Origin of the sequence: Arcicella gelida (assembly GCF_034931025.1) — a bacterium.
GTDB lineage: Bacteria > Bacteroidota > Bacteroidia > Cytophagales > Spirosomataceae > Arcicella > Arcicella gelida.
Genome location: NZ_JAYGIL010000009.1, coordinates 31468 through 56992 on the forward strand (window position 1 = coordinate 31468; position 25525 = coordinate 56992).

The 25525-nt window shown below is 34.3% G+C and carries 21 protein-coding genes and 1 tRNA gene; 15 read left to right on the forward strand and 7 right to left on the reverse strand.

Annotated elements, in window-relative coordinates:
* Nucleotides 1–414 precede the first annotated feature (414 nt).
* The 5 genes from VB776_RS08970 (at nt 415) to VB776_RS08990 (ending at nt 4587) form a co-directional block, all read left to right on the forward strand.
* Nucleotides 415–483: transfer RNA gene (locus VB776_RS08970), tRNA-OTHER, on the forward strand.
* 67 nt (nt 484–550) lie between these two features.
* On the forward strand, nt 551–1021 hold the full coding sequence (locus VB776_RS08975; protein WP_323328186.1) for a group I intron-associated PD-(D/E)XK endonuclease: 471 nt from the start codon (nt 551–553) through the stop codon (nt 1019–1021).
* A gap of 4 nt (nt 1022–1025) precedes the next feature.
* Nucleotides 1026–1931: a GTPase Era gene (era, locus tag VB776_RS08980; protein WP_323328187.1), complete on the forward strand. Its 906-nt coding sequence runs from the start codon at nt 1026–1028 to the stop codon at nt 1929–1931.
* 266 nt (nt 1932–2197) lie between these two features.
* Nucleotides 2198–3520: a ribosome biogenesis GTPase Der gene (gene der, locus VB776_RS08985; RefSeq protein WP_323328188.1), complete on the forward strand. Its 1323-nt coding sequence runs from the start codon at nt 2198–2200 to the stop codon at nt 3518–3520.
* A 155-nt stretch (nt 3521–3675) separates the two neighbouring features.
* Nucleotides 3676–4587: a DMT family transporter gene (locus VB776_RS08990; RefSeq protein WP_323328189.1), complete on the forward strand. Its 912-nt coding sequence runs from the start codon at nt 3676–3678 to the stop codon at nt 4585–4587.
* A gap of 147 nt (nt 4588–4734) precedes the next feature.
* Here VB776_RS08990 and VB776_RS08995 read toward each other — a convergent pair whose 3' ends face one another.
* Entirely contained in the window at nt 4735–5775 is a 1041-nt protein-coding gene (locus tag VB776_RS08995) for a WD40/YVTN/BNR-like repeat-containing protein (RefSeq protein ID WP_323328190.1), read from the reverse strand.
* Nucleotides 5776–5874: 99 nt separating this feature from the next.
* Nucleotides 5875–8814, reverse strand: a complete 2940-nt coding sequence (locus VB776_RS09000) for a T9SS type A sorting domain-containing protein (RefSeq protein ID WP_323328191.1) — start codon at nt 8812–8814, stop codon at nt 5875–5877.
* A 441-nt stretch (nt 8815–9255) separates the two neighbouring features.
* On the opposite strand from VB776_RS09000, the gene VB776_RS09005 reads away from it, so the two are divergent.
* The 3 genes from VB776_RS09005 (at nt 9256) to VB776_RS09015 (ending at nt 13264) form a co-directional block, all read left to right on the forward strand.
* Nucleotides 9256–10926: a fatty acid--CoA ligase gene (locus VB776_RS09005; RefSeq protein ID WP_323328192.1), complete on the forward strand. Its 1671-nt coding sequence runs from the start codon at nt 9256–9258 to the stop codon at nt 10924–10926.
* Between the two features lie 217 nt (nt 10927–11143).
* Nucleotides 11144–11737, forward strand: a complete 594-nt coding sequence (locus tag VB776_RS09010; RefSeq protein WP_323328193.1) for a precorrin-2 dehydrogenase/sirohydrochlorin ferrochelatase family protein — start codon at nt 11144–11146, stop codon at nt 11735–11737.
* Between the two features lie 9 nt (nt 11738–11746).
* Nucleotides 11747–13264 carry an NAD(P)H-hydrate dehydratase gene (locus tag VB776_RS09015; RefSeq protein WP_323328195.1) on the forward strand — a complete coding sequence of 506 codons (1518 nt, stop codon included), beginning with the start codon at nt 11747–11749 and terminating at the stop codon, nt 13262–13264.
* A 1-nt stretch (nt 13265) separates the two neighbouring features.
* Here VB776_RS09015 and VB776_RS09020 read toward each other — a convergent pair whose 3' ends face one another.
* From VB776_RS09020 to VB776_RS09030, 3 genes are all read right to left on the reverse strand, one after another.
* Nucleotides 13266–13910 carry a TIGR04282 family arsenosugar biosynthesis glycosyltransferase gene (locus VB776_RS09020; protein ID WP_323328197.1) on the reverse strand — a complete coding sequence of 215 codons (645 nt, stop codon included), beginning with the start codon at nt 13908–13910 and terminating at the stop codon, nt 13266–13268.
* Between the two features lie 212 nt (nt 13911–14122).
* On the reverse strand, nt 14123–16243 hold the full coding sequence (gene feoB / locus VB776_RS09025) for a ferrous iron transport protein B (RefSeq protein WP_323328199.1): 2121 nt from the start codon (nt 16241–16243) through the stop codon (nt 14123–14125).
* A 123-nt stretch (nt 16244–16366) separates the two neighbouring features.
* Complete coding sequence (locus tag VB776_RS09030) at nt 16367–16600, reverse strand: FeoA family protein (RefSeq protein WP_221432471.1); 234 nt, start codon at nt 16598–16600, stop codon at nt 16367–16369.
* 253 nt (nt 16601–16853) lie between these two features.
* On the opposite strand from VB776_RS09030, the gene VB776_RS09035 reads away from it, so the two are divergent.
* The 7 genes from VB776_RS09035 (at nt 16854) to VB776_RS09065 (ending at nt 23637) form a co-directional block, all read left to right on the forward strand.
* Nucleotides 16854–17519, forward strand: a complete 666-nt coding sequence (locus VB776_RS09035; protein ID WP_323328456.1) for a heme exporter protein CcmB — start codon at nt 16854–16856, stop codon at nt 17517–17519.
* Nucleotides 17520–17760: 241 nt separating this feature from the next.
* A complete protein-coding gene (locus tag VB776_RS09040; RefSeq protein WP_323328203.1) occupies nt 17761–18420 on the forward strand; it encodes a cytochrome c biogenesis protein in 660 nt (219 codons plus the stop codon).
* A gap of 4 nt (nt 18421–18424) precedes the next feature.
* Entirely contained in the window at nt 18425–18646 is a 222-nt protein-coding gene (locus tag VB776_RS09045; protein WP_323328205.1) for a CcmD family protein, read from the forward strand.
* A gap of 115 nt (nt 18647–18761) precedes the next feature.
* A complete protein-coding gene (locus tag VB776_RS09050; RefSeq protein ID WP_323328207.1) occupies nt 18762–19199 on the forward strand; it encodes a cytochrome c maturation protein CcmE domain-containing protein in 438 nt (145 codons plus the stop codon).
* A 119-nt stretch (nt 19200–19318) separates the two neighbouring features.
* On the forward strand, nt 19319–21892 hold the full coding sequence (ccsA, locus tag VB776_RS09055; protein ID WP_323328209.1) for a cytochrome c biogenesis protein CcsA: 2574 nt from the start codon (nt 19319–19321) through the stop codon (nt 21890–21892).
* A 74-nt stretch (nt 21893–21966) separates the two neighbouring features.
* Complete coding sequence (locus tag VB776_RS09060; RefSeq protein ID WP_323328211.1) at nt 21967–22254, forward strand: hypothetical protein; 288 nt, start codon at nt 21967–21969, stop codon at nt 22252–22254.
* Nucleotides 22255–22335: 81 nt separating this feature from the next.
* The gene (locus VB776_RS09065; protein WP_323328213.1) at nt 22336–23637 is read left to right on the forward strand and encodes a hemolysin family protein; all 1302 of its coding nucleotides are present in this window, start codon (nt 22336–22338) and stop codon (nt 23635–23637) included.
* 6 nt (nt 23638–23643) lie between these two features.
* Here VB776_RS09065 and VB776_RS09070 read toward each other — a convergent pair whose 3' ends face one another.
* Nucleotides 23644–24894, reverse strand: coding sequence for a chorismate-binding protein (locus VB776_RS09070; RefSeq protein ID WP_323328215.1), 1251 nt, complete (start codon nt 24892–24894; stop codon nt 23644–23646).
* A gap of 146 nt (nt 24895–25040) precedes the next feature.
* Nucleotides 25041–25463 carry a hotdog fold thioesterase gene (locus tag VB776_RS09075; protein WP_323328217.1) on the reverse strand — a complete coding sequence of 141 codons (423 nt, stop codon included), beginning with the start codon at nt 25461–25463 and terminating at the stop codon, nt 25041–25043.
* Nucleotides 25464–25525 lie beyond the last annotated feature (62 nt).

The following is a 25525-nucleotide window of genomic DNA, read 5'->3' on the forward strand; positions in this document are numbered from 1 at the left end:
AATATTTTAATTGTATAAGTTGCTGTTAATTAGTTGATTAAAAGTTTATTTGAAATAAAGTTAAAATATTTTTCATTTTTATTTCAGTGAACGCTTGTATAATAAAAAAACTGTCGTACCTTTGCAGTCCAATCAAATGGAAACAACACCGCAGGATGGAGCAGTAGGTAGCTCGTTGGGCTCAAATTATTGTTAATTGAGGATTTTGAAAATTACTTTATCAAAATTTGTACAATCAATTTGCAAGAGGGCTGCGTAGAAAGAAATTTTTACGTGAAAGTTTGTCAAATTCGGGGAACCCTTTAAGTATGGCAATCCCGAGCCAAGCCTTAGAAATAAGGAAGGTGTAGAGACTGAATGGCAGATACCTTAACGATTAGGTCGAAGGTAAAGAGACAGTCCAGACCACAAACCAGTAGGGTAGCGAAAGCTATAGTGGTAAGCATAACCCAAAGGTCACAGGTTCGAGTCCTGTTCCTGCTACACAGAGTAAAGCCAATTATTTGATATTCAAGTAATTGGCTTTTTTGTTTTTGTTTTAGATTAGAAAATGATAAACACAGATACAAAACTCAAAGGAGACATCGCTGAACAAGCTGTTGTTTTACAAGCTTTAAAAAAAAGTTGGAGTGTTTTAAAGCCAATAGGAGATAGACTTCCTTATGATTTAGTTTTTGAGATTGATGGAAGGTTTGTCAAAATTCAAGTAAAAAGTGCTTGGTTCGATACAAAACGACAAAACTATGTTGTTGATACTCGAAGAACTAAGACGAACAGAAGAGAAATGTTAAGGGAAAAATATAGTGAATCAGATTTTGATTTTGCGATTATTTACCTTGAGGAAATACAAATTTTTTATATTATTCCTGTCGGAGTATTTATTCGTTATAGCTCTGAAATTCATTTAGTTGAATCAGAGAAGAGACAAAGAAAACCTAAATCTGCTGATTATCGTGAAGCATGGCATTTATTGAATCCTATTTCAGTAAATCAACAACGAATAGCAGATAACGACTTCTAATCGTATGGAACAACTTAATCATAAAGCAGGCTTTGTCAGTATCGTCGGAAAACCAAACGTTGGAAAATCTACTTTGATGAACGTTTTGGTGGGCGAACGCCTTTCAATTATTACTTCTAAGGCACAAACTACTCGCCATCGTATCATGGGAATTCTGAACGGAACCCATAAAGGAACTGATTTTCAATTGGTTTACTCTGATACGCCTGGAATTATTCTTCCAAAATACGAGTTACATAAATCAATGATGACATTCGTGCATAGTTCTTTGGAAGATGCTGATGTTATTTTGTTTGTAACGGATATTTTTGAAAAGTACGATGAAGATGATGTTATCAATAAATTAGCAAGAATCGACCACGTGCCAGTTTTGTTATTAATTAACAAAATTGATTTGGCCACAGAAGAACAAGTACAGGAAAAAATTGCACATTGGCGTGAACGTTTTCCAACGCAAGCAATTATTCCAATTTCTGCTTTGAAGGAAGAAAATATTGGTCAGATTTTTGATACAATTGTTGAACAATTACCCCTTCATCCGCCATATTTTGATAAAGAAGAATTAACAGACAAACCAGAACGCTTTTTTGCTTCTGAGATTTTAAGAGAAAAAATCTTCTTAAATTATAAAAAAGAGATTCCTTATTCTTGCGAAGTAGTAATTGTTTCTTTCAAAGAAGAGGATAATCTTATCCGAATCTCGGCAGAAATTTATGTGGAAAGAGTAACACAAAGAGCGATTCTGATTGGTCATAAAGGAGAATCTATCAAAAAAGTAGGTACTCAGGCTCGTGAAGCGATGGAAAAATTCTTTGGTAAAAAAGTATTCTTAGAACAATTTATCAAAGTAGAACCAGATTGGCGTTCAAAAGCACAAAAAGTAAAATCGTTTGGTTATAGTCAAGACTAATTTTGATTTGGGAATTGTGATTTCGGATTTGGATTTGAATGTAAACAAACGATTTGGATATTAACTCAAAACTGAATCCGAAAGTGCATATACAAACATTCATAATTCATCACTCATAATTCATAACTCTTTCATTCTTCTACCCCTAATTTTAACAGTATATTGTAATCTTTAACGTTGAGGTGCTTGTTAAGCCAAGATTGAACGACTGATATTCAGGAAATTAATCATAAAAGGTACGCAGGGAACAGCTCAAAAATCAAAAAATGTCAAACATTGTTGCAATTGTAGGTCGCCCAAACGTGGGTAAATCTACGCTTTTTAATCGCCTTATCGAACAGAAAAAGGCAATTATGGATAACGTTTCAGGCGTTACTCGTGACCGTCACTATGGATATGGTGAGTGGATTGGTAAATATTTCACCATTATTGATACTGGTGGCTATGTTCATGGTTCAGATGATACTTTTGAAGGTGCAATTCGTGAACAAGTAGAAATGGCAATCGAAGAAGCAGACGTTTGTTTGTTCGTGGTAGATTGTTCTACTGGTGTTACAGATTTAGATAAGGACTTCGCCAAGGTACTTCGTCGTTCAAAAAAACCTGTTTATATCGTAGCCAACAAAGCTGATACTTATGAAAAAGGTATGGAAGCGGTTGAGTTTTACGAATTAGGGATGGGTGAACCTTATGCGATTGCTGCTGAAAGTGGTTCAGGAACAGGAGATTTATTAGATGCAGTTGTTAGCCATTTTCCAGAAGAAGGAATTGAAAATCCAAATGCTGGTATTCCGAAAATTGCGATTTTAGGAAAACCAAACGTAGGAAAATCATCTTTCTTAAATGCACTTTTAGGAAAAGAAAGAAGTATCGTAACGGATATTGCAGGAACCACTCGTGATGCGATTGATAATCACTATACTTTATTTGGAAAAGATTTTATCATTACCGATACCGCCGGGATTCGTAGAAAAGCAAAAATTGATGATAACATCGAATATTATTCGATTTTGCGTTCAATCAAGGCGATGGAAGAATGTGATGTTGCGGTTATTATTGTTGATGCTACTACAATCGACGTACAAACGGGTTTACAGGCACAAGATATGAACATTATTTCGATGGCTGATAAAGCAAAAAAAGGAATTGTGTTGATGATTAATAAATGGGATTTGGTTGAGAAAGATTCAATGACAGCAAAACGCATTGAAGATGCAGTTCGTCAGAGAATGGCACCAATCAATTATATGCCAATTATTTTTACTTCGGTAAAAGATAAACAGCGTATTTTCCAAGCCGTAGAAAAAGTACTGGAAGTGTATGAAAATAAAACTCGTAAAATTCCTACTTCTAAATTAAATGATGTGATGTTGAAAGTGATTGAAAACTATCCGCCACCAGCTTGGAAAGGGAAGTACATCAAAATCAAATACATGACACAATTACCAACAAAAGCTCCGTCTTTTGTGATGTTCTGTAATTTACCGCAGTATATTCGTGAGTCGTATGAACGTTATTTGGAGAACCAAATGCGTGAACACTTCGATTTTACTGGTGTACCGATTCAGATTTTCTTTAGAAAAAAATAATTATCAAATGAATATGATTTCAGCATATTGGTTACTTCTCGCAATCAGCCCACAAGGCATGAGATAAGTAGCTATTTGATAAAATATATTATTAAAAAGACCTTTCTCAGCGATGTGAAAGGTCTTTTGTTTTTTACCTCAATTTTTAATAAGCCATGAAAGAAATAAGTAAAACAAAGTATTTTGTTGGAGTAGTTTTAGTGTTGACTGGAGCAGTTTTATTTGCTGGGAAAGCTGTTTTGGTAAAGTATAATTATATACATTACCATGTGGATACTGTTTCATTATTAGCTTTAAGGATGCTGTTTTCAGCACCTTTTTACCTGATAATTTTATTTTTTCAACAGAAAGAGGAGAAACAAACAAAGCTGACTACACGTCAATGGTTTTGGATGTTTGCCATTGGTTTAGTGGGTTATTACTTAGCTTCGTTTTTTGACTTTTTGGGTTTAAATTATATCACAGCCAGTGTTGAGCGTCTGATACTTTTTATATATCCAACCATTGTGGTTGTGGTTTCAGCTATTTTCTTAAAAAAGCCTATTCATAAAATTCAATATGTAGCTTTGGTGATTACCTACTTGGGAGTAGCTTTAGCTTTTATTCCAGACTTAAAATTGGGCTTACAGAAAGATTTATTAATTGGTTGTTTCTTGATTTTTTTGAGTGCCTTTACTTACGCACTATTTTTGGTAGGAAGTGGCGAAATGATTCAAAAAGTAGGAGCGTTACGTTTTACTTGTTATTCAATGTTGATTTCCACAGGTATGGTAATTATTCATTATTTAGTTTCTGTTGGGAAAGGGTTGTTGGCGTATGAAGCTGGAGCATATTGGTTGAGCCTTTCAATGGCAGTATTTTCAACGGTAATTCCTTCTTTTATGATTTCGGAAGGTATCAAACGAATTGGTTCGGGAAATGCTTCAATTATTGGAAGTATCGGGCCAGTAGCAACGATTATTATGGCGAGTGTTTTTTTAGATGAACAAATATCAGCTTGGCAATTAGCTGGAACATTCGTGGTGTTATTTGGAGTATTAATGATTTCTTGGAAAGGGAAGAAGTGATAGGAGTTATGAATTATGAGTGATGAATTTTGAAATAATTCAATAAAATCCGTAGCGAGGTTGCCATAGAAAATGGTTTAGTACTTGTAATAAAATGAGTTTATCTTTTCAGGGTATAAATTTTAGTTTATACCCTGAAACTTTTACCTATTTTCCGAAAAATGTAGTATCTAATTTGGCAATACTTCCTTTGCCTCCAACAGCCCAAATACCGTTTCCAGAAATACTAATGGCATGAAAAGGAGAGGTGTCAATTACTTTCCATGACTTTCCAAAATCTTTTGAAAAACTGGTTCCTGATGGTCCAACAGCTATCAGGATTTTTTTCTTGTAAATTGCTACTGCTTCTTTTAATCCAGCTGGATTTGTTTGTGGAGCATCAATCCAAGTTTTACCACCATCGTTAGTTAATAAAACATTCGGAATGGCTTTATTGACTTCCATATAATCTCCACCAACGGCAACTCCATGAATGTTATCCCAAAATCTCAATCCAAATAATCCACTGGTTTTACCCGCTGCCATTGAAGTACTGATTACCTCCCAAGTTTCACCTTGGTTGTTACTTTTGAATATACGTGCATTTGAAGAACCGCCAGTGCAGATATAAGCATTACTCTTGCCAGAAATAATTAAACTTGTACCACTCGCAGCAAAGGCAGCTTCACCCTCTTGATTACTTGGAATATTTTCTGGATTTACAGGCAACCAAGTTTTTCCGCCATCTTTTGTTTTAATAATGTAAAAATGACCATTGATTGGGTCACTAAAAGCTATTCCATTTTGTTTATCCCAGAAATCGATTCCGTCGAAAAATATACCTTTTTCAGAAGTTTGATAAACGATGTTCCATGTATTGCCACCATCTTCAGTTCTGTAAATTTTGGCTTGTCCTTGTTCTGCTTCTCCTGCACTCATCAAAATAGCAGTATTTTCATCAAAGGCATGAACGTCTCTGAAATCTAATTTTTCAGCTTCAGGTACTTGTTTTACTTGCCACGTTTTTCCGCCATCGGTTGTTTTGATGAATGTTCCTTTTGATCCTCCAATCCAAACTACTTTTTCAGAAACGGCATGTATTGCTCTAAAACTAGCATCCGTAGCAAGGTTTTGTTTTATCCATTGCGCATAAGTATTTTGATGCAATAATAAGACTAATAAGTAGGTAATATATTTTAAGGTTGTCATTGATGAAATGATTTATGAATGAAATGCTAATGTACAAAAAGTAGCATAAAAAAAGCCTTCCCAAAATACTTTGAGAAGGCTTTTCTTTATTTATTATAACTATCTATTTACGATAATACGTTTAGTTAAATCAAAATCTCCAGCTTTAAAACGAAGCATGTATTCTCCTTCATTATTATTTCTTAAATCTACAATTACTTTTCCTTTAATTGTTGGTAAAGTACTAGCGTAGATTTGTCTTCCAAGAAGGTCGTAAATCAAAATCTGAGGATTATCGTAATCTGCTAATGTTTCGATTGTTAATAAACCATTACTTGGGTTTGGATAGATAGACAAGCCTTTGAAAATAGCTTCTTCACTAAATGTAAATGCTTTAGAGAAGTTAGAAAAACATCCTAACTGTCCGCCAGGAGCAGAAGCAATAGCGAATACAGTTTTAACTCTTGCACTATAATCACCATATCTATTTGCTTTAATTACCCCTTCTTTAAATGCTAATACTTCTGAACCATATTTCCATTCATATTCATTTCCAGTAGGGAAATTAACTGCTTTCAAAGTATATGTACCATCTTTTTCAATGCTAGCTGCTGAAGCATCAGGGTTATTTCTAACGATGATATTGATTGGTGCTGATTTCGCAGAAACACAACCTGTTGTAGTATTTTTAGCAGTTGCAGTATATTCTCTTGAAATATCAATAAAAGTACCTTGGCTGTTAATAGAAGTAAGATTAAGTGTTTTACCAACTAAACCGGTACTCCAAGTTACTTCAAAAGTACTAGTCGCTAATAGATTAACAGAGTTGATTTTACTGTAATCAGCATTATCTCTCGAACAAAAAGTCGTAAGTCCATCAGCTGCGATAGTTGGGGCATCAGGTACTGGTAAAGCAGTCGTTGTAACGATGTCAGACGAAGGAGATACACATCCACGAGGGTCAATTACTTTTACTGAGAATGTACCAGTTGTTTTCACAGTGATTGATTTAGTAACATCTGCACTACTCCAAAGATATTTTGTTACTTCACCATTTGGTAAATCAGAAGAAGTAATAATTACACTTTGGTCAGCACAAAATGCAAGGCTACTACTTGAAGTAATTGTTGGTTTGGCAGGTAAAGCATAAACCGTAACTTTCACTAAATCTGAAGATGGAGATTTACAGTTGTTAGCATCAATTACTGCTACTGTTAAATCTTGAGAGGTTTTAATCGTGATAGCTTGAGTAGCTTCATTATTACTCCAAACATATTTAACATTTGGTGTTGATGTTAAAGTAACTGCACCACCATCACAAAATGCTAAAACACCATTTGCTGTAATTACAGGTTTGGCAGGAAGTGAATTAACAATCACAGTAGTAGTATCAGATGACTTAGATACACATCCTTTTTCATCAGTGATTTTTAAAGTATACTTACCAGAAGTTTTGATATTATCAATACTTCTAGTGGTAGCTCCTGTATTCCAAGTATAGCTAAATCCTGAAGTTGAAGTAAGCATCACAACGTCGCCATCACAAATAGTAGCATTCAGTTTTGAAGAAGTAATGATTGGTTTAGCTGGTAATGCAAGAGCTGTTAAATTAACGGCATCTGAAATAGGAGATAAACATCCTAAGACGCTTTCAACACCAATGATTTGAATTGATGCAGTTTTGTTGAAAGAATTGACGGTATTTGTAGTACCTAGAGTATCTTGTTTCGCACCATTGATGAACCATTGGAATGATGTAGCAATAGCACTGCTTGTTGCTTTTAACGAAACTGCTTTATCTTCACAAAATTCTAAAGCACTTGCAGTGATTACAGGCTTAGTTGGTACTGTAACTGCTTTAAGTGAAATGGCTTCAGAAATTGGAGAGAGACAATTTAAAACACCTTCCACAGCAATTACTTGCACAGAACCAGTTTGATAAAATTTGTCGATATGACTAATTGTTCCTAGATTTTCATTCCTAACACCGTTCAAAAACCATTGATAGTTTTTGATGATAGATGAACTATCCGTTTTAAGAGAGGTACCTTTGTCTTCACAAAAATCTAAAGCACTTGCAGTAATAACAGGCTTAGCGGGAACTGGAATTGCTTGTACTGTTACAGGATTAGAAATTGGAGAAAGACATCCTAATCTAGCTTCTACAGAAACAACTTGAACTGAACCAGTTTTTTGGAATTTATCAATATGACTAATCGTTCCCATATTAGGTTGCCTAATACCATTCAAATACCATTGATAATTCTTGATAAATTGAATACTATCTGTTTTCAACGTTATACCTTGATCTTCACAGAAAGTAGCAGCTGATGTTGTAATTACTGGTTTTGGCAAAGAATAAAATTCAGCAAAAACCACACCACTTGCATAAGCAGGAGCTTGAGGACAGCTTGGAGATACTACAGAAAGGTAATAATAACCAGACAAAGTAGCCTTTAAGGTAGGAGTTCCGAATCCTTCTGTATTAGGGTCTATAATATTAGGAGCCGAAGGAGTATTGTTTATTCCTAGTGTACGCTCCCAACGATATTCATAATTTGGGTTAGTAATACTAGACTTTAGCGTTATTTTCTCCCCATCACACGCAATACTTCTGTCAAGTGTGATAGTTGGAATTGTTGACGGAGCAGCCTGATATTGAACATTTACACTATTAGAAGGATCTCCAAAACCAAATCCATCATAACATTTAGCATAAACAGTAATGTTAGACGTGATTTCTAAAAACTTAAGGTCACGACCAGGTGAATCCAAGCCTAAATCATTGTTATTGGAATCATACCAATGTGTTTGGCTAGAACCACATCCCGTTGCTCGCACGATAACTACACTAACAGGATCACCAATAGATTGATAACCACACCTATCAATACCAACGTATTCAACGACTGGTCTTGCAGGAATGACTGAATTGCCCGAAGTTTTTGTGGTGCTTGTGTTCTCCCCTGAAGTTGAAGTAGAACCATTTGCCCAGACAACACCTAAAGACGCTATCACAAACAAAATAACTAAGAGTGTTCTTTGAGTAAGGTTGTTCATAATTAAAATATTTTTTTGGTAAAATTTTTAGGTTGAGATTTCAGAAAGTTTAAAGATTGATAGTGGCTTTGTACGAGGCAATTTACCTAATATATTCTAAATAAATGCTATGCCCTGTAAAGTATGAAGTAAAAATAAGACAGGACTAGCTTAAAACCATAAAAAAATCATTAAACTTTTTGAATTCGAAATTTTAAAATGTTCAGGAAATATTTTTAAGCCTTCTATAACACAAGTTTTCAGACTTGTTTTTGAAGAATATTTCCTAATATAAATGCTGAAGATAACGTTAAAAATGCCTTTGGTTCGTTAAAAGGCTATTTTTTCTAAATAAAAAATACACATTTATTTACTTTAAAGTATCAAAAGATATACCTTTGTGATATTATTAATAATTTTATATTTTTTATAATAAATCAGTGATTATTTTCACGATTTTCAATGAATATTCGCAAATTACCATCGGCAAGTCAAGCTTTTAAATATCCTTTATTGATTAAAAGTATTCTTGCTTATTCTACTATGTTAGAGCCTTATAACGAAATCGTTTATAAGGATACTTTGCGATACAACTATTTCGAACTTAATAGAAGAGTACGAAAACAAGCCAATGTTTTAAAAAACTTGGAAATTGACGGAGGAAAAACAATTGCTGTAATCGACTACGATTCTCATCGTTACTTAGAATGTTTCTTTGGCATTCCGATGACTGGCAACGTTTTGCATACTATTAATTGGAGGCTTTCTCCTGCTCAGGTTTTATACACAATCAATCATGCTCAAGACGAAGTAATTATTTGTCATATTGACTTTTTGCCACTTTTGGCTTCAATATTTGATGAAATTACTACGGTGAAAAGTATTATTATTTGCGCTGATAATGGCGAGTTTGTTAATAATACTACTTTGCCAATTATTGGTGAATACGAGGCTCTTTTAGCAAATGCTTCTGATGAATACGATTTTGAAGATTTTGATGAAGATGCAATAGCTACAACTTTTTATACTACTGGAACCACAGGAAATCCTAAAGGTGTTTATTTTACCCATCGCCAATTGGTATTACATACTTTATCAATTAGTGTAACATTTAGTGCAATTGATGGTGCTTGTCGCTTCAATAATTCAGATGTATATATGCCACTTACACCTATGTTTCATGTTCACGCATGGGGTTTTCCGTATGTGGCAACTATGTGCAACACCAAACAGGTTTACATTGGCAAGTTTGAGCCAGAAACAGTTTTGAAGTGTTTTGTGAAAGAAAAAGTCACGTTTTCACACTGCGTGCCAACAATTTTACAAATGTTTGTTAGCCATCCAGCTACGCAACAAATTGATTTGTCTCGTTGGAAAGTTGTAATTGGTGGTTCTGCTTTACCAGAAGCACTGGCTAAAGCGGCTTTACAAAGAGGCGTTGATGTAATTACTGGATACGGAATGTCTGAAACCTGTCCGATTTTATCAACAGTTTATCTCAAGCCAGAAGATGTACAGAATACAGACATAGATTTTCAAGTAAAGGCTCGTACTCGTTCTGGAACTCCTGCAATTTTGGTTGATTTACAATTATTTACAGAAGATGGGAAAGTGGCCGAGAAAGATGGTGAAACAATAGGGGAGATTACTGCTAGAACGCCTTGGTTGACTCAAGGTTACTTTAATGAACCTGAAAAGTCGGAAGAATTGTGGAAAGATGGCTGGTTGCATACTGGTGATGTTGCCACAATGAATCAAAGTAATTCATTGAAGATTACAGACAGAATAAAAGATGTAATAAAGTCGGGCGGTGAATGGGTCAGTTCTATTGCTTTAGAAAATCTAATAGGTAAACATGAGGCTGTTCAAGAAGTAGCGGTTGTAGGAATTCCAGATATAAAATGGGGTGAACGTCCTCATGCAATGATTGTATTAAAAGACGGAAAAAGTTTAACGAAAGAAATACTTAAAGACTTCTTACAAAAATATGTGGATGACCAAACAATTACTGCTTGGACAATCCCAAGTTCGGTTGATTTTGCGAAAGCAATTCCGAAAACATCAGTCGGAAAAATCGACAAAAAAGTAATAAGAGCTTCGTTGGCGAACTTAGAAGAGAAAAGTCTTTCATAATGATTTTTATATAAATGCTTGATTACTGAAACCTTGTTCGGATTCCGAGCAAGGTTTTTTGTTTGTATCTTCGCTTTTCCAATGGTTAGCTTAAATTTATACGTGAGTTGTCGAGAATTTTTTCAAGTATTTTGATTATTGTCAAGATATTAAAAATAGAATGACCAGCAACGGAAAACTTGTAAGAAAGTACTTAATCTCAATTAATTAAAAGACGATGCAAAATACTTCCATAAAAAACCGATTATTTCCTGTTTTTCTTAAATTAGAAGAACTAAATGTTTTACTTGTTGGCGGTGGAAATGTTGGTTTAGAAAAACTTTCTGCAATGCTCAACAATAGTCCAGATGCTAAAGTAACCGTTGTTGGCACTTTTATAAGACCTGAATTAAGAGAATATGCCAAAGCTTTTTCTCAAGTAATTTTAGAAGAAAGGAATTTCGAAAATAGTGATTTGAACGAAAGAGATTTGGTGATTTTAGCAACCGATAATCCAGACTTACATGCAAGTATTAAGCGAATCACAGCAGAACGACATATCCTTTGCAATGTTGCTGATACACCTGCACTTTGTGATTTTTATTTAGGCTCAATCGTACAAAAAGGAGATTTGAAAATTGGGATTTCGACCAATGGAAAATCGCCAACGATGGCCAAAAGAATGCGTGAGTTTTTAGATGATATTATTCCAGACGATATTCAGAATTTATTAGAAAATTTGCGAGAAATTAGAAAATCAATCAAAGGTGATTTTCAGGAAAAAATCAGGGTTTTGAATGAAGTAACTGAAAGTATGATTAATAAAAAATAATCAAATCCGATGAAAACGTTGAAAATTTTGAAAACGAATCAGATAAAAGCATTGGATGCTTTTACGATTCAAAAAGAAGGGATTTCTTCTGTTGATTTAATGGAAAGAGCTTCTGTTGCTTTTTTGAATTGGTTTCTTCAAAAGTATTTTCACAATTCAAAATTGTCTGTCAATGTTTTTTGTGGTTTAGGAAATAATGGTGGCGATGGTTTGGCGATTGCTCGTTTATTGATTCAAAAAGGGTTTTCGGTTAATGTTTTTGTCGTTCAATATGCTGAAAAAACAAGTACTGATTTTGAAGTTAATCTTCGCAGGCTACAAGAATTTAAAAAGGTCTTTTTTATTAAAAATGAAGATGATTTTAAAGTTTTTCAACAAGTCACAACTAATGATATTATCATTGATGCCATTTTGGGTGCAGGTATAAATCGGGCTGTCGATGGACTTTTAAAAGCTTTAATTATTCAATTGAATGAATTGAATGCTGAAAAAATATCGGTTGATATTGCTTCAGGTTTGTTTATGGATGAAGCAAACACAAAAGAAGACATCATTTTTAAACCAAATTTTACCATTACTTTTCAGTTGCCAAAATTGGCTTTAATGCTTCCTCAAAATTATGAGTATGTCGGTGATTGGGAAGTTCTAGACATTGGTTTGAACCAAGAAATGATTTCAGAATTACCTTCTTATTATTTTTACACACAAGATATTCAGCCAAAAGCTCGCCCGAAATTTTCTCATAAAGGTACTTTTGGACATACTTTATTGTTGGCTGGTTCAAAAGGAATGATGGGTGCTGCCATTTTATCGGCCAAAGCTTGTCTGCGTTCAGGAGTAGGAAAACTTACTTGTCATGTTCCGAATATTGCGTTTGAAATCATGCAAATTGCCGTTCCTGAAGCGATGACATGGACAAGTGCCGATGATTTTGACTTTATTTCAACCAATTTTACTGAAAATGATTTAAGTACTTTTCAGTCCATTGCAATCGGCCCAGGCATTGGCACACATCCAGATGTTTATAAAATGCTAGAAAGTGTAATTTTATCGGCTCAAGATAAAAAGCTGGTAATTGATGCTGATGCCTTGAACCTTTTAGCGACTGAAGAAGGGAAAGAATTATTGAATAAATTACCTAGAAATACAATTTTGACACCTCATCCAAAAGAGTTTCAAAAACTATTGGGGAAAACATGGAAAAACGATTATGAAAAACTGGCTTTACTTCAAGCTTTTGCTCAAAAATATCAAATATTGATAGTATTGAAAGGCTATCAATCCGCAGTTGCAACACCCGAAGGTGATATTTACTTTAATGCAACAGGTAATGCAGGAATGGCTACAGGTGGAAGTGGAGATGTATTAACTGGAATTATTGCAGCTTTGCTAGCTCAAGGCTATTCGGCTAAAGAAGCAACGATTTTAGGTGTATTCAAACATGGAGAAGCAGGAGATTTAGCAGCTGATACTCGTGGACAAATGGCAATGATTGCCAGTGACATTATCGAAAATTTAAAATGGTAATTTATTGATTCAATCCATTTATTGCTAGAATTCCTTTCTGAATGAGTAATTGGCTAAAGGCTGTGCTAAAATCGTGAATGGTATCAGCATCAGTCAAATAGGGAAGTAAATAATAAGAAATTCTTGAAGCCAAGAGTTCTTCACAAGTATTTTTTAAAACGCTATCGCTACTCCAAGCTTTGTTTTGAAATATTGCGGGATATGGTTTCCTCATTCCTAATAAATAGTAACCACCATCATTTGCAGGACCAATTACTACTTCATGTGTATCAAGCGCATAAAATGATTTAGTAAGATGCCATAAGCTCAAATCGGGACAATCACTTCCAATAATACTTGCCTTTTTAATATTGTCTTTGCCCAATGTATAAATAAAAGCATTGAGCATTTTTTCTCCTAAATCATTACCAACTTGCAATTGTTTATCGTACAAAGTATTATCCCAAGCATCATTATAGTCGATAAAATCTGAATAGAATAATACCTTTTCTCCAATTAATTGATTAGTAATTGAGCGAGTGATTTCAGTAAGCGTTTCATAAATTTTCAAAGCTTTTTCTTCTCCTAAATCTTGAGCAATTCTAGTTTTTACTTTTCCTAATACTGGATTTTTAATAAAAATAATGAGGGCACTTTGTTGAGGCATTGTTTGTTGAGATGCGGGTGAATAAATAAATCATTTCCTTAAATATAGAAGAAGAGGAGTAATCTACCAAGAAAAGTTTTTGTGAGAGATGTAGAATATATTTTTTTCTGTGGAAGTTTAAATATAATTATTGAATCAGTTTTTACTTGAATTACCTAAAACAATAAAAGCAGACCTTAAGCCTGCCTTTATCGTAAATATTGTTGGAAATATTATTTCAATACTTGATACACAATAAGTGCTGAAATATAAGCCAAGCCAGTCATGTAAAATAGTTGAATGGCTGGGTATTTCCAAGATTTTGTTTCTCTATAAGTAATTGCCAGCGTACTCATACACTGCATGGCAAAAGCATAGAAAATCAATAATGAAAATCCTAATGCTGTGTCATACATCGGCTTACCAGTTGCAGGGTTGATTTCTGCACGCATTCTGTTCATTACCGTCGAATTTTCATCATCTACTTCGCCGCCTAAACTATAAATAGTTGACATTGTACCCACAAAAACTTCACGGGCAGCGAAAGAAGTAATCAATGCAATCCCGATTTTCCAGTCATATCCTAACGGCTTAATGGCTGGTTCGATAACCTTTCCAAATACACCAGCATAAGAGTTTTCTAATTTCTGAGAAGCAATCTTATTGTCTAATTCAATACCAGAAAGTGTTGGATTTTCCGCTTTTACTTTAATTTCTGCTTGTTCAATTGCATCGCCAGGGCCATAACTTGCTAAAACCCATAATACAATTGAAATGGCTACGATAATTTTACCTGCTTCAAAAACGAATGCTTTAGTAGAATTTAATATCGTGATAGCAACGTGCGAAAATCTTGGTCCTTTATATGAAGGTAATTCCATGATGAAATAACTCCTTTCTTGCACTTTCAATAACAACTTCATAATCCAAGCTGAAAATAAAGCCATGAAGAAACCTAATAAATACAAGGCAAAAAGTGCTACTCCTTGTAAATTGAAAATACCAAATAATGAACTTGTTTCAGGAACAACCAAAGCAATCAATACCGTGTAAATCGGTAAACGTGCTGAACAAGACATCAAAGGCGTTACCATGATTGTAATCAATCGGTCTTTCCACGAACTGATACTTCTGGTACTCATGATGGCTGGTACTGCACAAGCGATACCAGAAATTAAAGGCACGACAGATTTTCCACTCAAACCAAATCGACGCATTAATTTATCCATGATAAACATTACTCTCGACATATAACCTGTTTCTTCCAACATGGAAATAAACAAGAATAAAAAGGCAATTTGTGGAATAAAAATCAACACACCACCAATCCCCGAAATCAATCCGTCGGTTAATAAATCGGTTAGTTTTGAATTAGGAAGTTCTGTTTTGAGGAATTCATTCAATGAAGCTACACCTCCGTCAATTAAATCCATTGGATAAGTTGCCCAAGTAAAAATTGCTTGGAAAACAATGAACAAAATGCCCAAGAAAATAAAATAACCCCAGAAACGATGTAAGAAAATTTTATCAAGTCTGTCGGTCCAAGTATTGATTGGTTCTTCCTCAACAGGCATTTCGTGCAAACAGTTATCCACAATTTCATTCAATTGTGCATATCTTGCCATCGTTTCTTTTGATTGCGCTTCCTGTGTTTTCCAACCGTATTTTTCTTGAAGTGCATCAAAACCTACTCTTTGTTGCGTATTGAATTGCCTTAAATTATCGTGTTCAGAAAGCCAAAGTAAGGCATGATAATCGTCAGTATCGCCATATTTCTCTTTGATTTCTTCTACCAATTCTTTTGAATAAGACATCGGAAGCGAATCATTTGAATTATAGCCAGATTCTAAAGTTTTATTCACCGCCAAACGTAAACCGTTTAAACCGATCCCTTTTTTAGCATTGATTTCAGCAATTTCAACATTTAATTCACGAGATAATTTTACAGAATTAATCACAATTCCTTGGTTTTCTGCAACATCAATCATGTTTAGTGCTAAAACTGTTGGAATACCTAAATCACGTACTTGGCTGAAAAGTAGCAAATTACGTTTTAGGTTGGAAGCATCAGCAACAACAATGGCTAAATCTGGATAATCAGGATGTTTGGGATTGGCTAGAATGTTGATAACTACTTGTTCATCCATTGATTTTGGATAAATACTGTAGATGCCGGGTAAATCCAGAATTTCGGCTTCATCCCCAGTTTCTAATTTCCACTTACCAATTAGTTTGTCCATCGTTACTCCAGGGAAATTTCCCGTTTTCTGACGAAGCCCAGTTAGTGAGTTAAATAACGATGATTTCCCAGCGTTTGGATTACCGATGAGAGCTATTTTTGGAGATTTTTTCAATTTTTTAAATTAATTAACGGCAATTTCTTGAGAGCATCCTTTGTTTAAAGAAGCTTTAAAATTAAGTAATTGAATAACATTAAATGTTATTTTCACTTTTTTGATAAATTGTTTAATTACTTTTTAGGCAACTACAATTGTTGAGGCTTCATTCAACCTCATCGAAAGTACATAGCCCGAAACTTTTACTGCGATAGGGTCGCCGAAAGGGGCGATGTGTGTCATAGTGACTTGAGTACCGGGTAGGCAACCCATTTCAAGTAATTTCAACGATAAACCTTGGTCTGTGAAATTTACGATAACTCCTCGTTCTCCTATTTTTAAATCTGCAATGGTTTTCATGGGCTTTGTTTTCATCAGTAAAAACTGAATAAATACTCAAATACTAGAATTGGAATCGAACAGCTAATCTTTCCTCTTTAAAATGGATTTATTTAGACTTATTCTAAAACAAATGCAAATTAACAAAGAGTTCCTTCATTAGAAACAATTAATGACTAAAATCATTTTGGAATGTCAAAATATTATTTTGTTTCATGACCAAGCGTTTTGTTTGTGTCGTAACTTTGCAAAAAAAATACAGAAAGTAGGCATTTGCTTATTCCCGAGAATGTTTAAAGAGATTAAAGCTTTAATAGAAAAAGAAATTACGCTTGAACTAAGACAGAAATATGCTTTAAACGGCATGTTACTCTATATTGTTAGTACAGTGTATGTTTGTTATTTATCTTTTCGAATGAAAGCCAATCAAATCGATAAAATTACGTGGAATACACTCTTTTGGATTATTTTATTATTTACTGCGATGAATGCCATTGCTAAAAGTTTTACGCAAGAGCGTTACGGGAGGCTTTTGTATTATTATACTTTGGCGAGTCCTGTCGGAATTATTCTTTCAAAAATTGTTTACAATACACTTTTGATGTTAGTGCTGGCTTTGGCAGGTTTTGGAGTATATGCTGTGGTGATGGGAAATCCGGTAGGAGATATGCCTTTGTATTTGGCAAGTATTGTATTGGGGGCTGTTGGTTTTTCGAGTACTCTTACGATGATTGCTGGAATTGCTTCAAAAGCTGAAAATAGTGCTACTTTGATGGCAGTCCTTAGCTTTCCAGTTATTCTACCAATGCTTTTGATGTTATTGAAGATTTCTAAAAATGCTTTGGACGGACTTGATAGAGCAAGCAGTTTAGACGAAGTATTTATGCTCTTGGCAATAGATGCCATTGTCCTAGTTTTAAGTGTGATTCTTTTTCCTTTTCTGTGGAGAAGTTAGTTTTTGGAAACTTTAGGATTTTGGACTTTAAGACTTTAAGATTAAAGAAGCAAGAGACAAGACGCAAGATTCAAGACTTTAGGATTCTGGACTTTATGAATTTAGAGGCAATAGATAATATTCAAGGTTTGAGGATAAATGAAGTAGGAGATTTGGAAAAAAAGTTAAAGTATAAATTAAGCAATTTAAAAAGAAAAATAATCAAAGCTTAAAGCTCATAGCTTAAAGCATTTCTTAAATAATGAAACAAAACTGGTATAAAATTCTGGCTGTAGTGCTATTGACTTATGTAGTAATTTGGGGGTTTCTGGGCAGAATTCCTCGTCAGCCTGTACTTCATGAAACTGCTCGCAATCTTTATTTTCATGTTCCGATGTGGTTTGCGATGTTCGCCATGCTAAGTGTTTCGGTATGGAATTCAATTCAATATCTTCGTAACCCTTTAATGAGTTTTGATGACAAAGCATCTGAATATGCTAATACGGGTATTGTTTTCGGAATTGTAGGTATTGCAACAGGAAGTGTTTGGGCAAGATATACTTGGGGAACTTGGTGGACGAATGATGTAAAACTAAATGGTGCTGCGATTGGCTTGTTGATTTACTTTGCCTACATTATTCTAAGAGGTTCTTTTACAGATGAACAGCAAAGGGCAAGAATTTCAGCGATTTATAACATCTTTGCCGTTGCCTTGTTGATACCATTATTGATTATTTTACCAAGAATGACCGATTCTCTTCATCCGGGAAATGGCGGAAATCCAGGTTTTAAACCAATGGATACTGAACATACGATGAGAATTGTGTTTTATCCCGCCTGCATCGGTTGGATTTGTTTAGCTTTCTGGATTACCAGTCTTCGTTTAAGAATTAGAAAATTGATAGCATTGAATCAAGATTAGAAATATGAAAAAAATACTTTCGTTAATCATTTGCTTACTTATTTCAGTAAGCCTTTTTGCCCAAGATAATGCCGCTGGTGAACCAGAAATGGCGGATAAATTATTTGCTGACGGTAGAATTTATGTAGTAGTAGCAGTTGTCGCAACTATTTTCACTGGAATCATCGTTTACTTAATAAATCTTGATAGTAAAATTTCTAAGTTAGAAAAACAAATAAAAAAATAGTGGAAGCTTTGAGCTACTAGCTTTAAGCTTTCAGAAGTGAGTAATTTGGAATGTTAGATTTTAGGATTATTAACAAATCACTAACTCACAATTCACTAAATCACTAATTATAAATATGAAAAAGACGCATATCATCGGACTAATTGTGATTGCTATTGCTGTGGCAATCCTTGTTTCAACAGGTACTGAAGCAAGTACTTATGTTGATTTTTCTGTCGCTGAAAACATGGCAAAAACTGGCGATAACGACCAAGTACATGTAGTTGGCAAATTGAAAAAAGATGCTGCTGGAAACATTCAGGATTTAGTCTATAATCCAACGCTTGATGCCAATCACTTAGAATTTATGCTAATTGATAACAATGGGCGTGAACAAAAAGTAATTTATAATGCTCCAAAACCACAAGATATGGGCAGAGCAGAGCAAATGGTTATCATTGGTAATATGGATGGAAATGTATTTAAGTGTGAAAAAATCTTACTTAAATGTCCTTCAAAATATCAAGATGGTAAAGTAGAGTTTAAAGAAGCAAAACCAGAAAAGCAGTCATAATCTTTATAATTTGTATAGGAAGCTATCGAATATTGAGATAGCTTTTTATTAACGATTTTGGAAAGAAAATTTTGGCTTTTAAAATCCGAAACCCGAAATCCGAAGTCCCCAATCCCTTTATGTTACATACAACCATCGGAAATATTGGTCACTTGTTTATTATTTTGTCGTTTGTGGCATCATTAATTTCAACATTTGGCTACTTCAAATCGGTACAAACCACTGATTTATTAGAACAAGCTTCTTGGAAACGTTTTTCTCGTTTCGCATTTTACATACACGGAGCCGCTGTTATCGGGATAATTGCAGTACTGTACACCATTATTTACAAGCATTATTTTGAATATCACTATGCTTGGTCGCACTCATCAAAAGCATTACCAGTTTATTATATTATTTCCTGTTTTTGGGAAGGTCAAGAAGGTAGCTTTTTGCTCTGGATATTTTGGCATGCCGTTTTAGGAATTGTATTAATCAATACCAATAAACATTGGGAAGCACCCGTAATGGCGATTTTTGGTGCTGTACAAGTATTTTTGTGTTCAATGATTTTAGGAGTAGTATTGCCAATAATTGATTTGAAAATTGGTTCATCACCATTCTTATTAATGCGTGAAGCCATGCCAGATTTACCAGTTTGGGCAATGAAACCAGATTTCGTTCCTGAAGATGGAAATGGCTTGAATCCATTACTTCAAAATTATTGGATGGTTATTCACCCTCCAACCTTATTTTTAGGTTTTGCAACTACTTTAATTCCATTTGCTTATGCCATTGCTGGGCTTTGGAGAAAAGAGTTCAGCGAATGGATTCGTCCAGCTTTGCCTTGGGCTTTAGTTTCAGCTTTAGTGCTGGGTGTTGGTATTATTATGGGTGGTTATTGGGCTTACGAAACCCTAAACTTTGGTGGATATTGGAACTGGGATCCAGTTGAAAATGCTTCATTTGTGCCTTGGTTAGTATTAGTAGCGGCAATTCACTGCATGATTATTTACAAAAATAACGAAGCTGCTTTGCGTACTTCATACATTTTAGTAATTGCTACTTTTGTATTGGTTCTTTACTCTACTTTCTTGAACAGAAGTGGAATTTTGGGAGAAGCCTCTGTACACTCTTTTACTGATTTAGGGCTTTCTGGTCAGTTATTGATTTACATGTTGTTTTTCTTGTTTGTAGCGATTGTTTTATTGGTAATTCGTTGGAAAGACATTCCTTCGGATGAAAAAGAAGTATCAACTTATAGTCGTGAATTCTGGATTTTTATGGGAGCAACTACACTTTGCTTGTCGTCATTCCAGATTATTGCTGCTACTTCATTGCCAGTTTATAATAAAATAGTTGAAGGTTTAGGCTTTGTTTCAAAATTAGCACCGCCTGCCGATGCTCCAACTTACTATTCTAAATTTCAATTATGGTTTGGTGTTGGTATTGCTATTTTCTCTGGAATCGGGCAATCATTTTGGTGGAGAAAAATCAAAAAAGAAACCCTTAGCAAACATTTATTAACACCACTTTTGTTAAGTTTGATTTTAACTTTCGTAGCGATTTTCTTCACTACAAAAGCACAAGTAGGAGATTTCTTCGGTACGCCAACTTATATTATTTTGTTGTTTGGAGGTATTTTCTCTATCATCACAAATGGCAGTATTTTGTTAGATATTTTCAAAGGAAATTATAAATTATCAGGCGGAGCTGTTACACACATTGGTGTGGCAATGATGCTTCTTGGTATTTTGTTTTCTTCAGGTTATTCAAAGGTTGTTTCAATCAATAATAGTGGCTTTGCGATTTCTGAAAAAGATGAAGCTTTTACAAAAGACAACGATAAAGAAAATAAAGAAAACGTAATTCTTTGGCTGAATACTCCATCTGAAATGAGTGATTACACACTTACTTATAAAGGAGTAAGAGTGGAAGGAAGAGAATTGCCAGAATATCTTCATCCTAAACAAGTAGAATTGATTGAAAATGATTTCCATGCAGTTGCTTTGGAAGACATCGTTCAGCAAGGGAAGAAATATTATTCAGCGGGTGATACTTTACCTGTTTTTCCAGAAAACAAATTCTATGAAATTGATTTCAGAGATAAAGAAGGAAAAATAACGACACTTTTCCCTAGGTTTCAGATTAATAAAAAGATGGGAAATGCGCCATCTCCAGCCCTAAAACATACCATTGGTGGTGACCTTTATACTTATGTGGCTTTAGCACCAAATTTGGAAGAAAAGGAGTGGAGTAAAACCGAAAACTTTACGGTAGCTTTGAAAGATACTTTCTTCTTGAACGACTATGTAGCGGTTTTAGACCAAGTAAAGCGTGTTGATACTTATGAAGGAAAGCCATTAGGAGTAAATGATGCAGCAGTGCAAGCTACAATAAAAGTAATGGGGAAAGATTTTAGACCTTACGAAGTAAATCCAATTTTTGTGATTAAAGAAGGCTTGGTAGCTATGCCAGCAATTGAAAATGATGAAATTGGCGTAAGAGCAAAATTTACCAATATTGATCCTAAAACTGGTCAGTTTGGTTTTGCCATCAACACCACGCAAAGAGATTTTATCATCTTGAAAGCCATTCAAAAGCCATTAATCAACTTACTTTGGTTAGGAACTTTGGTATTAATTGTTGGTTTTGTAATGGCAATTATCAGAAGATACAGAGAATTCAAATTGATGAGAGACAAAGGTTTTTAAATAAAATTCCTAAGCGTTTTATTAAATATCAAAACGCTTAGGGTTTGTTTTAAAGCTTAAAATGTAAGATTGACATGAGTAAAAAAGAAATACTTCTTCTATTTGCAGCCATTGGTTTTATCATCATGTGGATATTAGATTTACGTGCAGGTTTACCCGCTGGACTAGAACCTACCTTTTGGAATAAGATATTTTATCATTATTCATTCCTAATGTTTGCAATGGTTTGTCTTTTTTACTTCCAATATTCTAAACAAATTCGTTTGAAAAAAGAAGAGGAAGAAGCTAAAAATAAACCAAGCGAAAAGCCAAAAGATGATAAACAAGCCCAAAGAAAGGCTTTATTGAAAGGGAAAAAATAAGCGATTTTAAAGATTTCTTTCTATATTTGAGGAAGTAACAACAATTTTGTTAGGCAAATCTCTAAGCTCCTAACCCAAAATATGGACTCCCAACAAGCACTAAGTATAATAATCGCCATTATCGCCTCGGCATTTTTTTCAGGTGTTGAAATGGCTTTTGTATCTGCCAATAAACTTTATTTTGAACTCCAAGCAAAACAAGGAGTAATTACTGGGCAGATTATCTCTAACTATCTAAAAAATCCTTCAAAATTTATCGGAACGATGCTCATCGGAAATACACTTTCCTTGGTAGCCTACGGTATTTTTATGGAAGGATATTTACATCATGAAATAGAAATGTATTTGCCAATTTCGGGCATTGCTGCTGGATTAATTGCTTCTTTTATCGGTACAGTAATTATTTTAGCAACGTCTGAATTTACGCCTAAAAGTATTTTTTTATTGAATCCTGATGGCTTTTTAGAAGTATTAGCTATTCCTATTCTGATTATTTATACATTAATGTACCCATTAGTTTGGGCAATTGTTGGTTTGTCTAAATGGTTTATTAACAATGTTTTACGGTTAGAATATTCTGAAGAAAGACCAGCTTTCGGCTTGACGGATTTGAACAATTACCTTCAAAATCTGAATCGTAAAACATCCACAGAAGAAGAAGCAGAAGTCGATACTAAAATCTTCAATAACGCACTTGAATTCAAACAAGTACGTGTTCGTGATTGTATGATTCCAAGAACAGATATTGTAGGAGTGGACATTGAAGACGGTATTGAAGAATTGAAAAAAGTATTTGTAGAAAGTGGACATTCAAGAGTACTCATCTACAAAGAAACAATGGAGGACGTTTTAGGATATTGTCATTCTTTAGCTTTATTTAAAAAACCCAAAGAAATTCAGGGTATTTTAACGCCTATTCCGATTGTGCCTGAAGCGATGCCTGCGAAAGATTTGTTATTCCGTTTTTCTAAAGAACATAAATCGCTTGCTTTAGTCGTTGATGAATTTGGAAGTACTGCTGGTTTAGTAAGTATGGAAGATGTAATGGAGCAGATTTTTGGTGAAATTGAGGACGAATACGATGATAATGAAAATCTTACCGAAAAACGACTTGAAGATAAAACCTATTTGCTTTCTGCAAGATTAGAAATTGATTATTTGAATGATAAATACGATTGGAACCTTCCGGAAGGCGATTATGATACTTTAGGAGGTATGATAATCAGTATTAATGAAGATATTCCAGAAATTAACGAAACGATTATTTTTCATCCATTCAATTTCCAAATTATTGAAATGACGGATGCAAGAATAGATATTGTAAAATTGATGATAATTGGCGACATCGAAAAGAAATCAGAATCTTACACGATGAAACATTAGTTGATTTTACAGAATTACGTTGATTAAAGTCTGGCTTTTCATCTCTGTTTCATACCATTCCTTTACAGGGTTTGAATCAGAAGTAATGCCACAACCTGCAAAAAAAGTAGCGTGATTGCCTTGGATTTTTACTGTTCTTAGATTGACAAATAAATGACTTTCTTCTTTGATATTTATTGGACCAAGAAATCCACTGTAAAATTCCCGATTGTGTAATTCCGTTTCAGCAATCAAACGTAAAGCCGCATCTTTTGGCATTCCACAGACGGCCGAAGTAGGATGCAATAATTCAAGCATTACTGTTCCTAATTGAGGAAAATTAAGAGCTTTTGTATCTACTTTAAAATCGGTTCTCAAGTGCATCAAATTGCCTGCTTGCACCGTTTTTGGTCCACTTTCGCAGTATTCTCTCAAACGAATTTTCTTGAAACATTCAATAACGTATCTACTTACAAAAGCTTGTTCTTCAATTTCTTTATGCGACCAACGAATACTGATTGGCGAAAGCATTTCACCATTATCACCAACAGCAGATTGAGTACCAGCTAAAGACATCGTTTTGAAAATACCTTGTGCATCTACACTAACCAAGGTTTCTGGAGTTGCTCCAAGCCAAATCGCTTCAAATTCTGGCAAATACACCAAAGAGACAAAGGCATTTGGATAAGCCTTGCATAATTTCTGGAAAGCATCAATTACTTCAAAACTTTCTGGTAAAGTAACGTTTTTAGTTCTTGATAAAACTACTTTTTGCATTTCACCATTTTCAATGGCAATGATGGCTTTTGAAACCATTTCTGCAAAAATCATTTCATTGTATAATCCACCATCCCATTTTTCTAAGGTACTTTCTGAAATGTGGACTTGTTGTTTTTTGATATTTTTTTCGGGTGATGAATTTACTTTATTTTCTTCTGAATAATCTAAATATTTTCGTTCAAAAACTTCTGCCTCAAGTGGTTTGCCTTTGAGGTCATCTTCAATTTCATGATTATTCGTATCAAATCGATAGTATAAATCACCTTTAAGAAATAGTGATTCTCCTTGGAATGGACTCATCACAAAACCAGCAGGTAATTCATCTAAATCAATTTTTGTACGTTGAGTACTCCCAGAAAGATCAATAATTAATTGTTTCTCAGTAGATCGTGGCAACTGCCAAAGTGCCAAAGGAAAACCCTCTGCAAAAGCAATTTGCGAGAGTCTTTCTAATTTATGTGTTTGTTGTGAAATATGAAATTCCGAAGTCGGGGTCATATCCTGAAGTGTTTTAGTAATTTACAAAGAACTATAAAATTAACATCTTGTGTATAAATGCGGTTTCAGAAAATTTCAAAAATTTCCTAATATTTTATAAGTATTTGATTATTAAAAATTTAAGTGAGAAAAGATTTTGATACTCATTATCTTTTCTCAATAATAGCGGTGGTTAATCTACTGGCACAAACTAAATCGCCTTTATCGTCGCTTATTTTAATGTCCCAAACGTGTACAGTTCTTCCAATTTTTAAGGGATAGCATTTTGCATAAACAAAGCCTCCACGGGCTGATTTTAAGTGATTAGCATTGATTTCAATGCCAACGGCGGCTTGTTTTTCAGGGTTTTCTAACATCATCCAAGAGGCGATACTCCCCAAAGATTCTGCTAATACTACTGATGCTCCGCCATGAAGTAAACCCATAGGTTGTTTAGTGCGTTCATCTACAGGCATTTTGGCGGCAATATAAGTGTCTGTTATTTCGGTGAATTCAATTCCTAAAAGTCCAACCATATTGCCTTTACTTCTTTCATTAAGTTCTTCGAGTGTATAGGATGTTTTTATCATGTTGATGATTTGATTTATGCTCAAAAACTGTATTTTTGCGGGAAATTAGTCAAACTAAATGA

What these genes read in the sequence shown, in the direction of transcription:
- VB776_RS09035 (WP_323328456.1), top strand. Translation starts at nt 16,854, where the DNA reads ATGTTTAAAGAGATTAAAGCTTTAATAGAAAAAGAAATTACGCTTGAA.
- der (WP_323328188.1), top strand. Translation starts at nt 2,198, where the DNA reads ATGTCAAACATTGTTGCAATTGTAGGTCGCCCAAACGTGGGTAAATCT.
- VB776_RS09070 (WP_323328215.1), bottom strand. Translation starts at nt 24,894, where the DNA reads ATGACCCCGACTTCGGAATTTCATATTTCACAACAAACACATAAATTA.
- VB776_RS09040 (WP_323328203.1), top strand. Translation starts at nt 17,761, where the DNA reads ATGAAACAAAACTGGTATAAAATTCTGGCTGTAGTGCTATTGACTTAT.
- VB776_RS08995 (WP_323328190.1), bottom strand. Translation starts at nt 5,775, where the DNA reads ATGACAACCTTAAAATATATTACCTACTTATTAGTCTTATTATTGCAT.
- VB776_RS09010 (WP_323328193.1), top strand. Translation starts at nt 11,144, where the DNA reads ATGCAAAATACTTCCATAAAAAACCGATTATTTCCTGTTTTTCTTAAA.
- era (WP_323328187.1), top strand. Translation starts at nt 1,026, where the DNA reads ATGGAACAACTTAATCATAAAGCAGGCTTTGTCAGTATCGTCGGAAAA.
- VB776_RS09030 (WP_221432471.1), bottom strand. Translation starts at nt 16,600, where the DNA reads ATGAAAACAAAGCCCATGAAAACCATTGCAGATTTAAAAATAGGAGAA.
- VB776_RS09060 (WP_323328211.1), top strand. Translation starts at nt 21,967, where the DNA reads ATGAGTAAAAAAGAAATACTTCTTCTATTTGCAGCCATTGGTTTTATC.
- VB776_RS09005 (WP_323328192.1), top strand. Translation starts at nt 9,256, where the DNA reads ATGAATATTCGCAAATTACCATCGGCAAGTCAAGCTTTTAAATATCCT.
- VB776_RS09020 (WP_323328197.1), bottom strand. Translation starts at nt 13,910, where the DNA reads ATGCCTCAACAAAGTGCCCTCATTATTTTTATTAAAAATCCAGTATTA.
- VB776_RS09065 (WP_323328213.1), top strand. Translation starts at nt 22,336, where the DNA reads ATGGACTCCCAACAAGCACTAAGTATAATAATCGCCATTATCGCCTCG.
- VB776_RS09000 (WP_323328191.1), bottom strand. Translation starts at nt 8,814, where the DNA reads ATGAACAACCTTACTCAAAGAACACTCTTAGTTATTTTGTTTGTGATA.
- ccsA (WP_323328209.1), top strand. Translation starts at nt 19,319, where the DNA reads ATGTTACATACAACCATCGGAAATATTGGTCACTTGTTTATTATTTTG.
- VB776_RS09045 (WP_323328205.1), top strand. Translation starts at nt 18,425, where the DNA reads ATGAAAAAAATACTTTCGTTAATCATTTGCTTACTTATTTCAGTAAGC.
- VB776_RS09075 (WP_323328217.1), bottom strand. Translation starts at nt 25,463, where the DNA reads ATGATAAAAACATCCTATACACTCGAAGAACTTAATGAAAGAAGTAAA.
- VB776_RS09015 (WP_323328195.1), top strand. Translation starts at nt 11,747, where the DNA reads ATGAAAACGTTGAAAATTTTGAAAACGAATCAGATAAAAGCATTGGAT.
- VB776_RS08990 (WP_323328189.1), top strand. Translation starts at nt 3,676, where the DNA reads ATGAAAGAAATAAGTAAAACAAAGTATTTTGTTGGAGTAGTTTTAGTG.
- VB776_RS09050 (WP_323328207.1), top strand. Translation starts at nt 18,762, where the DNA reads ATGAAAAAGACGCATATCATCGGACTAATTGTGATTGCTATTGCTGTG.
- VB776_RS08975 (WP_323328186.1), top strand. Translation starts at nt 551, where the DNA reads ATGATAAACACAGATACAAAACTCAAAGGAGACATCGCTGAACAAGCT.